Source organism: Nocardia sp. NPDC004168 (assembly GCF_040610355.1).
Classification (GTDB): Bacteria; Actinomycetota; Actinomycetes; order Mycobacteriales; family Mycobacteriaceae; genus Nocardia; species Nocardia sichangensis.
Map to the genome: position 1 here is coordinate 32,121 of NZ_JBEXME010000015.1, position 7,405 is coordinate 39,525.

The 7,405-nt window shown below is 65.0% G+C and carries 8 protein-coding genes and 1 tRNA gene; 7 read left to right on the top strand and 2 right to left on the bottom strand.

Annotated elements, in window-relative coordinates; translation table 11 throughout:
* Positions 1–101: 101 nt before the first annotated feature.
* The 6 genes from ABZW96_RS24420 to ABZW96_RS24445 all read left to right on the top strand — a co-directional run bounded on the left by ABZW96_RS24420 (position 102) and on the right by ABZW96_RS24445 (position 5,663).
* Positions 102–479, top strand: coding sequence for a metalloregulator ArsR/SmtB family transcription factor (locus tag ABZW96_RS24420; RefSeq protein WP_043737611.1), 378 nt, complete (start codon positions 102–104; stop codon positions 477–479).
* Entirely contained in the window at positions 476–1,594 is a 1,119-nt protein-coding gene (arsB, locus tag ABZW96_RS24425; protein ID WP_281880388.1) for an ACR3 family arsenite efflux transporter, read from the top strand. The genes ABZW96_RS24420 and arsB overlap by 4 nt, the downstream gene beginning before the upstream one ends.
* 53 nt (positions 1,595–1,647) lie before the next feature.
* Positions 1,648–2,007, top strand: a complete 360-nt coding sequence (locus tag ABZW96_RS24430; RefSeq protein WP_355078054.1) for a low molecular weight phosphatase family protein — start codon at positions 1,648–1,650, stop codon at positions 2,005–2,007.
* A gap of 33 nt (positions 2,008–2,040) precedes the next feature.
* The gene (locus ABZW96_RS24435; RefSeq protein WP_355077947.1) at positions 2,041–2,712 is read left to right on the top strand and encodes an arsenate reductase ArsC; all 672 of its coding nucleotides are present in this window, start codon (positions 2,041–2,043) and stop codon (positions 2,710–2,712) included.
* 15 nt (positions 2,713–2,727) lie between these two features.
* A complete protein-coding gene (locus ABZW96_RS24440) occupies positions 2,728–3,141 on the top strand; it encodes an arsenate reductase ArsC (RefSeq protein ID WP_281880391.1) in 414 nt (137 codons plus the stop codon).
* Positions 3,142–3,917: 776 nt separating this feature from the next.
* Positions 3,918–5,663: a recombinase family protein gene (locus tag ABZW96_RS24445; RefSeq protein ID WP_355077948.1), complete on the top strand. Its 1,746-nt coding sequence runs from the start codon at positions 3,918–3,920 to the stop codon at positions 5,661–5,663.
* Here ABZW96_RS24445 and ABZW96_RS24450 read toward each other — a convergent pair.
* Both ABZW96_RS24450 and ABZW96_RS24455 read right to left on the bottom strand, forming a co-directional pair.
* A tRNA-Leu gene (locus tag ABZW96_RS24450) sits at positions 5,642–5,729 on the bottom strand. The genes ABZW96_RS24445 and ABZW96_RS24450 overlap by 22 nt on opposite strands.
* Positions 5,730–5,862: 133 nt before the next feature.
* Positions 5,863–6,732, bottom strand: a complete 870-nt coding sequence (locus ABZW96_RS24455; protein ID WP_355077949.1) for an NAD(P)-binding domain-containing protein — start codon at positions 6,730–6,732, stop codon at positions 5,863–5,865.
* A 144-nt stretch (positions 6,733–6,876) separates the two neighbouring features.
* Here ABZW96_RS24455 and ABZW96_RS24460 point away from each other — a divergent pair, with 144 nt between their 5' ends.
* Entirely contained in the window at positions 6,877–7,227 is a 351-nt protein-coding gene (locus ABZW96_RS24460; RefSeq protein WP_355077950.1) for a helix-turn-helix domain-containing protein, read from the top strand.
* The last annotated feature ends 178 nt before the right edge of the window (positions 7,228–7,405 follow it).

A 7,405-nucleotide genomic window follows, 5' to 3' on the forward strand; every position in this document is an offset into this window, starting at 1 on the left:
CACGATGATCCCGCCTCGGACGAGGTGTTGCGACCGGTCGCCGACCGGCATTCACCAGATGTTCGCTTGGCCACTGATTCCATATCTGTCAATATCGATGCATGTCTAAGTCTCAGCTGCCGTTGACGCCGGTCCAGGCGTGCATTGCCGCACCGTTGGTGCGAGAGCCACTGACCGCGCAGGCCGCCGCCGATTTGGCGGGCGTGTTCAAGGCGCTGTCGGATCCGGTGCGGCTGCGGCTGCTGAGTGTGGTCGCCTCCCGCGCCAACCAGGAAGCCTGCGTGTGCGACCTGTCCGAAGGCATCGATGTCTCCCAGCCGACGATCTCCCATCACCTGAAGGTGCTGCGCGAGGCAGGGCTGTTGACCAGCGAACGCCGGGCCTCATGGGTGTACTACCGCGTGGTTCCCGAAGCGCTGCAACGCCTTTCGCATGTGCTGCTGATCAACAGCGGCGACACGTTGGGGGTGGGCGCGTGAGCGTGCGGACCGAACCCGACACTGCTGTCGTCGGCAAGCTGTCGACCCTGGACCGGTTCCTGCCGGTGTGGATCGGCGCCGCCATGGTCGCCGGGCTCCTACTCGGCCGCGTGATCCCCGGCCTCGGGGACGCGTTGAGCGCGGTAGAGATTGACGGCATCTCGCTGCCGATCGCGATCGGGTTGCTGATCATGATGTACCCGGTGCTGGCAAAAGTCCGCTACGACCGCCTCGACTCCGTCACCGGCGACCGCGGTCTTCTTCTCGGCTCCCTCATCCTGAACTGGGTGCTGGGCCCGGCGTTGATGTTCGCCCTGGCGTGGCTGCTGTTGCCGGATCTGCCGGAGTATCGCACCGGGTTGATCATCGTGGGGTTGGCGCGCTGCATCGCGATGGTCATCATCTGGAACGATTTGGCCTGCGGTGACCGCGAAGCCGCCGCGGTGCTGGTGGCACTGAATTCGATGTTCCAGGTGCTCATGTTCGCCGTGCTGGGCTGGTTCTACCTGTCGGTGCTGCCGGGCTGGCTCGGGTTGGAGCAGACCACGATCGACACCTCGCCGTGGCAGATCGCGAAGTCGGTGCTGATCTTCCTCGGGATTCCGCTGCTGGCGGGCTATCTGACCCGCCGTCTCGGCGAGCGCGGCAAGGGACGCGACTGGTATGAATCCACGCTGCTGCCGCGGATCGGGCCGTGGGCGCTGTACGGGCTGCTGTTCACCATCGTCATCCTGTTCGCCCTGCAAGGCAAACAGATCACCTCCCAACCGCTGGATGTGGTGCGGATCGCGATCCCGCTGCTGGCCTACTTCGCCATCATGTGGGGCGGCGGCTACCTGCTGGGCGCCGTCCTCGGCCTTGGTTACGAGCGCACGACCACGTTGGCGTTCACCGCGGCGGGCAACAACTTCGAACTCGCGATCGCCGTCGCGATCGCTACCTACGGCGCCGCCTCCGGCCAAGCTCTCGCCGGAGTCGTCGGCCCGCTCATCGAAGTCCCCGTCTTGGTCGGGCTGGTGTACGTCTCACTGGCGCTGCGCACCCGCTTCGGCGCCTCCGGCACTGCCGCGACCGTCTCTTCGGGTGTGGCAGAGGAAAAGGTGCTCGAGCGGTGACCGCGAACCCTGCTGTGCTGTTCGTGTGCGTGAAGAACGGCGGCAAGTCCCAGATGGCCGCCGGGCTGATGCGCCACGCCGCCGAAGGACGCATCGAGGTGTACTCCGCGGGCACCGCCCCCGGCGCGAGTCTCAACGCGCTGTCGGTGCAGTCGCTGCTGGAAGTCGGCGTCGACATCCGCAAGGAGACCCCGAAACCGATCGACCCGCGACTGCTGCGCGCAGTCGACCTCGTCGTCACGCTGGGCCGCGAAGCGCACGTCGATCCCGTCGACGGGGTACGGGTCGTGAACTGGGACACCGACGAACCCTCCGAACGCGGTATCGACGGCCTCGAACGCATGCGCCTGATCCGCGACGACATCGACACCCGTGTGCAGCACCTGCTCACCGAACTCGAGCCCTCCGTCTGACCCTGTCACACCACTCAGCATCGGAACACCGCTATGAGCGACAGCCCCCTCGCCCACGCCACCTACGTTCGTGACGACCTGACCATCGACCAGCAACTCGCCCTCAAAACCGCCGCCTCCCGCCTGCAGCGAGAATTCGACGGCACCTTCGGCGTCGAGACCATCGAACGGTTCCTGCACTCCTCCTACGACCAATTCGCCGGCCGCGCCACCGTCATGAACTTCCTACCGCTACTGGCCGAACGCTTCGCCCGCCAACGCCTCAACGCCCTCGCCAAGGTCGAGGGGAAAGCCCACACCGGCAAACCCACCGTGCTGTTCCTGTGCACTCACAACGCCGGACGCTCGCAGATGGCGCTGGGATTTTTCACCCACCTCGCCGCAGACAACGCCGTCGCCTGGTCCGGCGGCAGCGAGCCCGGCGAGCAGATCAACCCCGCCGCTGTCGAAGCCATGGCCGAGGTAGGCATCGACATCACCACCGAATTCCCGAAGCCATGGACCGAGGAAATCTTGCAGGCAGCCGACGTGGTCATCACCATGGGCTGCGGGGATGCCTGCCCCCTCTACCCGGGCCGCCGGTATGAGGAATGGGACCTCGACGACCCCGCCGGACTCGACGTCGCCGCCATCCGCCCCATCCGCGAGGAAATCGAAACCCGCGTCCGCCACCTGCTTGCCGAACTCGACATCCCCACCAGCTGAAAGGCCAACTCGCTCATGGCATCCAAGCCCAGCGTGCTGTTCGTCTGCGTCCACAACGCCGGACGCTCCCAGATGGCCGCCGGATTCCTCACCCACCTCGCCGGAGACGCCATCGAAGTCCGCTCCGCAGGCAGCGCGCCCGCCGAGTCCATCAACCCCGCCGCGGTCGAAGCCATGCGCGAGGTCGGCATCGACATCTCCGACCGGTCACCCAAAATCCTCACCTTCGACGCCGTCGAAGCCTCCGACGTCGTCATCACCATGGGCTGCGGCGACACCTGCCCGGTCTTCCCCGGAGTCAGCTACCGCGACTGGGTGCTCGAGGACCCCGCAGGCAAAGGCGTCGAGTCGGTGCGCCCGATCCGCGACGAGATCAAGGTCCGTGTCGAGGAACTCGTCGCCGAACTGCTGCCCGCGCGCTTGAACTGAGGACATCGACACGATCAGTACATCTGGCGTCTACGAGAGCGCACCCGAGGCAACGGCGGCGGATCCGTCGTTCCGGTAACCTGGGTGCGGGAGAATCGGCGGACAGGTCGTCAGGAGACTGTCATGTCCGTGCCTGGTTCATCGCTTCCCTCGTGCGTGCTGCCGAGCTGGTGTTGTTTCCTTCCGACCGAGCGAGTTCGGAGTACGACCATGGTGTCGCGGGCTGCGGTTTCCCGAATCGCAGGCATTGGCGCGGGATTCGAAACACCTTCAGGCGTAGCTGGCATTACCTTCAGCGGAGCGCGCCGCGAGTTCGTAGGCTCGCCACTGGTTGGTTCTGATATCCGCGCCCGTTCAGGTTATTCGAGAGCGCCTCTCAGTCGTGGAGACGGGGTTCGGCCGCATCGTCGGCCACCTTCCGTAATACACCGCAGGACAGAGTGTTTCGCGCTCGGTCGGCTGGCATCGAGTTTCGGTTTACGACCGTGCGCTGCTGCGGGTGGTCCGTACATCCTTTCCGCGGACATGCGCCGAGCCTTCCGCGGCGATCGCGCGCGTTCTGCCATCTTCAGCCCAGCGCAGGGGCTTGAAAGCTCGGGGTCCGAGCATGTCTACTGAAGCCAGCAATCGGGGGGTTAACCGAGAAGGCGATGAGCCTGGCATCATCGGAGTGGTTTGCCCCGACAGCCCACCCGCGCTGACCGACGACGCGGCCAGGGCACTGCTTGCGCTTCTGCTTCGACATTCCCGCGAACACTCCGGCGAGAGGGACGACGATGCCGACCGAACCCAACGAATGGGCCGTCCTCGACGAACTGCTGGGACTGGTCCCCGAAACCGTCGAAAGCGCCGATGATCAACGGTTCGCGTTCTACGGGCGCTGCTCGACCGAGGACAATCAGGATCCGGAGACCTCGTATCGGTGGCAGCGAGGCAACGCGGAGAAGTTCGTGTCCGAAGCGTCCATCGTCGCCGATTACTTCGACATCGGCCAGTCGCGGTCGGTGCCCTGGCATCGCCGTCGGGAAGCCGCACGGCTGCTAGCCGACTTGAAGAATCCGGGCCGAGGGTGGACGGCCATCGTTGTCGGTGAGGGCACTCGGTGCTGGTTCGGTAACCAGTTCAGTTTGGTCGCACCACGCCTGCAAGCGCATGGAGTGGAAGTTTGGGTGCCGGAACTCGGCGGGCGTTTCGACCCGCGCAATGTCACGCACTCGATGATGATGAGCATGCTCGGCGGGCTGAGTGAGTCCGAACGCCAGCATGTTCAGCAACGCACCCGCGCCAGCATGGACGCTCAAGTGCTCAACGAAGGCCGACACCAAGGAGGCCGACCGCCCTACGGGTACATAGTGGTGGACGGTCCGCCGCATCCGAACCCTAATCGCGCTTCGGATGGGCTGAAGTTGCGGATCCTTTCGCTCGATGTGAGTACCGCCCCGGTGGTACAGCGGATCTTTCGTGACTACCTCGCTGGCCGTGGCGATAAGGCGATCGCGATCGCTCTGAATCGGGAGGGTGTGCCGTGTCCGTCAGCGCATCGACCAGAGCAGAACCGGCATCGCGCCAAGGACGGTTGGCAGGCCGGAACCGTTGCCGCGATCCTGCAGAATCCCCGCTACACCGGCTACGCGGTGTTCGGACGATGGACCAAGCACGAAGAACTTCTCGATCCCGACGACGCTGCCGCCGGTAACGTCACCCGGTTCCGGCGCTCGCCCACCCACCGCATCGTTCGCTCGAAAAGCCCCGCGCATCCACCCATCGTCTCGGTAGAAACCTTCACCCAGGCTCAACTGCTGCGACGCCAGCGGGCAGGCGGCGGCAACCGCACCCGCGCCAAGCTCGAACGCAACAGAGCATCCAGCGGTCTGCGCCCGTATCTACTGAGCGGCCTCGTGCGCTGCGCTGGCTGTAGTCGAAAGATGCAGGCGGAGTTGGTTCGTGACGCCGTGTACTACCGATGCCGCGCCAGAACCATCGCCCCCGGCAGTCCGGCCTTACAAGACCATCCCCGGACAGTGAACCTGCGCGAAGACATCGTCGTCGGGCCGATCGACCGCTGGCTGGCGAGCCTGTTCGATCGCGAGCACCGCGAGAACACCATCGCGGCTCTCGTGGCCGCCCAAGACACCGATGACACCGACACCCGTCGGCGAATGCTTCGACAACGCACCACCGACGCCGAGGCCAGACTCGCGCGTCACCTCGCCGCCATCGAGGCCGGAGTCGATCCGCAAGCCCTCGTCACGGCCATGAACGCGGCACAGGCGGACAAAGCGGCAGCTCAGGCCGAGTTGAAGAGTCTTCCCAAGATCAATCGACTCACCGACACCGAGATCCGGAAGTTGATCGACTCGCTGGGTGACATCCGCGCGGTGCTCGCTGCGGGAGATCCGGCCGATAAGGCCCGGTTGTACCGAGCCTTGGCCTTAGAAGTGCGCTACCAGCACCAACAGCAACTTGCAATTGTTGGTGCCACCCCCTGTGGGGTTAGCACTGGTGTCCGGAGGGGGACTTGAACCCCCACGCCCGATAAAGGGCACTAGCACCTCAAGCTAGCGCGTCTGCCATTCCGCCACCCGGACCGGTGTGCCCAGCAAGATTATCGGATCATCTCCGTGTGGACCAAATCGCGGCTTGACCTGCGGATTCTTGAGCGTTTGCGGGCGAAGGGCGTGTGGGCCGCACCGGTGGAAGGAGTGCGGCCCACGCGGGGGATCAGAGAAGTTCTTCGAAAGTGCGTTCGAAGCCGAGGGCTCCTCGATCGTCGGCCACTTGGCGGTCGAGGAGGGTTTTCAAGGGGGCGACGAAGTCGAGGGTGACGTGGGCGTCGCGGCTGGCGCGGTTGATCGCGTCGAGTGCGGCTTTGTGGAAGGCGATGGACTGGATGGGGTCGGTGTAGGTGGCGGTGTCGATGACGGCGCCTTGGTGCGGCAAGGATTGGGTCATCGCGGTGAGCCATGTGGCGGCTCGCCGGCCGAATTCGGCGGCGGGGACGCCGACCGACCGCATCATGGCCGCGCCGTGCAGGAAGCCGCCGAACATGGCGTACATGGCCGCCAGCAGGGCGAAGTCGTAGGTCGAGGCGAGGCCCGCGTCGTCGCCCAAGTATTCTGCGGCAGCGAGTAATTCGAGGGATTCGTGGTGTGCGTCGAAGACCGTCCGTGAGCCGCTGTAGAGGATGGACGCGCCCGGCTGTCCGATCATGGGTGGTATCGCCATGATGCCGCCGTCGAGGTAGTCGCAGTCGTGACGGGCCGCCCAGGCGGCGAGTTCGCGGGCCTCGTTGGGGGCGGTGCTGGTGAGGTTGATCAGTTGCCGTCCGGCCAGTCGGTGGGCTACCGGGTCGAGGGTGGCGTGCACCGAAGCGTGGTCGAGCAGTACGGCGATGATCGGGCCGTCGGTGTCGATCGCCTCGGCGATGGTGGCGACGCTCGTGGCTCCGGCGGCGCGGAGGTCGGCGTCCTTGCCGGGGGTGCGGTTCCACACGGTGGTCGGCAGCCCCGCCTTCAGGAAGGTCGCGGCGAGCGCCTGCCCCATCGCGCCGAGTCCCAGGATGGTCACCGGGGTCTTCGTGGTCTCCGCCATTGCGGGTTCAGCTCCTTTGAGGTCGAGAAAATCCTGGTCAGCGCGCTGAAATCAAGAGTGCTCGACAACCGGCGGGCGGGCAAGTACCTACTATTTTGTGGGGTACTTACCGAATGGTTTGTGAACAGGTGGAGAAGGTGGACGATGGGCTCGAAGCGGTCGGGGCCGTACTTCTGTGGGATCGACGCGGCGATGGATGTCGTCGGCGGCAAGTGGAAGGCGCTGATTCTCTGGGAGTTGGACAACCACCGGGTTCGGCGCTTCGGCGAGCTCCGCAAGGGGCTGCCCGGCGTCTCGGAGAAGATGCTCATCCAGCAGCTGCGGGAGCTGGAGGAGGACGGCATCGTCGACAGGACCGTCTATCGGGAAGTGCCGCCGCGGGTGGAGTACCGGTTGACCGAGATCGGTGTCGCGCTGAACGCCGCGCTGGAGCCGCTGGGTGCGTGGGGGCGGGAGCGGATCGATCGGATCGGCGCGCGGCGGGTGCATGAGTAGCTCGGAAGTGAATCCTTCAAAAGTGAATGTTTCACTTGGGCAACATGGTTCAGCGGAAGATCAAGCTACTAGTTGGTAACTTGAGTTAATTTTGTGCACACCGAAGGTAATTGACGCCTAACCGGGCGCGTCGTATGTTCCACGTCACAACTTTTGCAAGATGTGGGTGGCTTCGCAG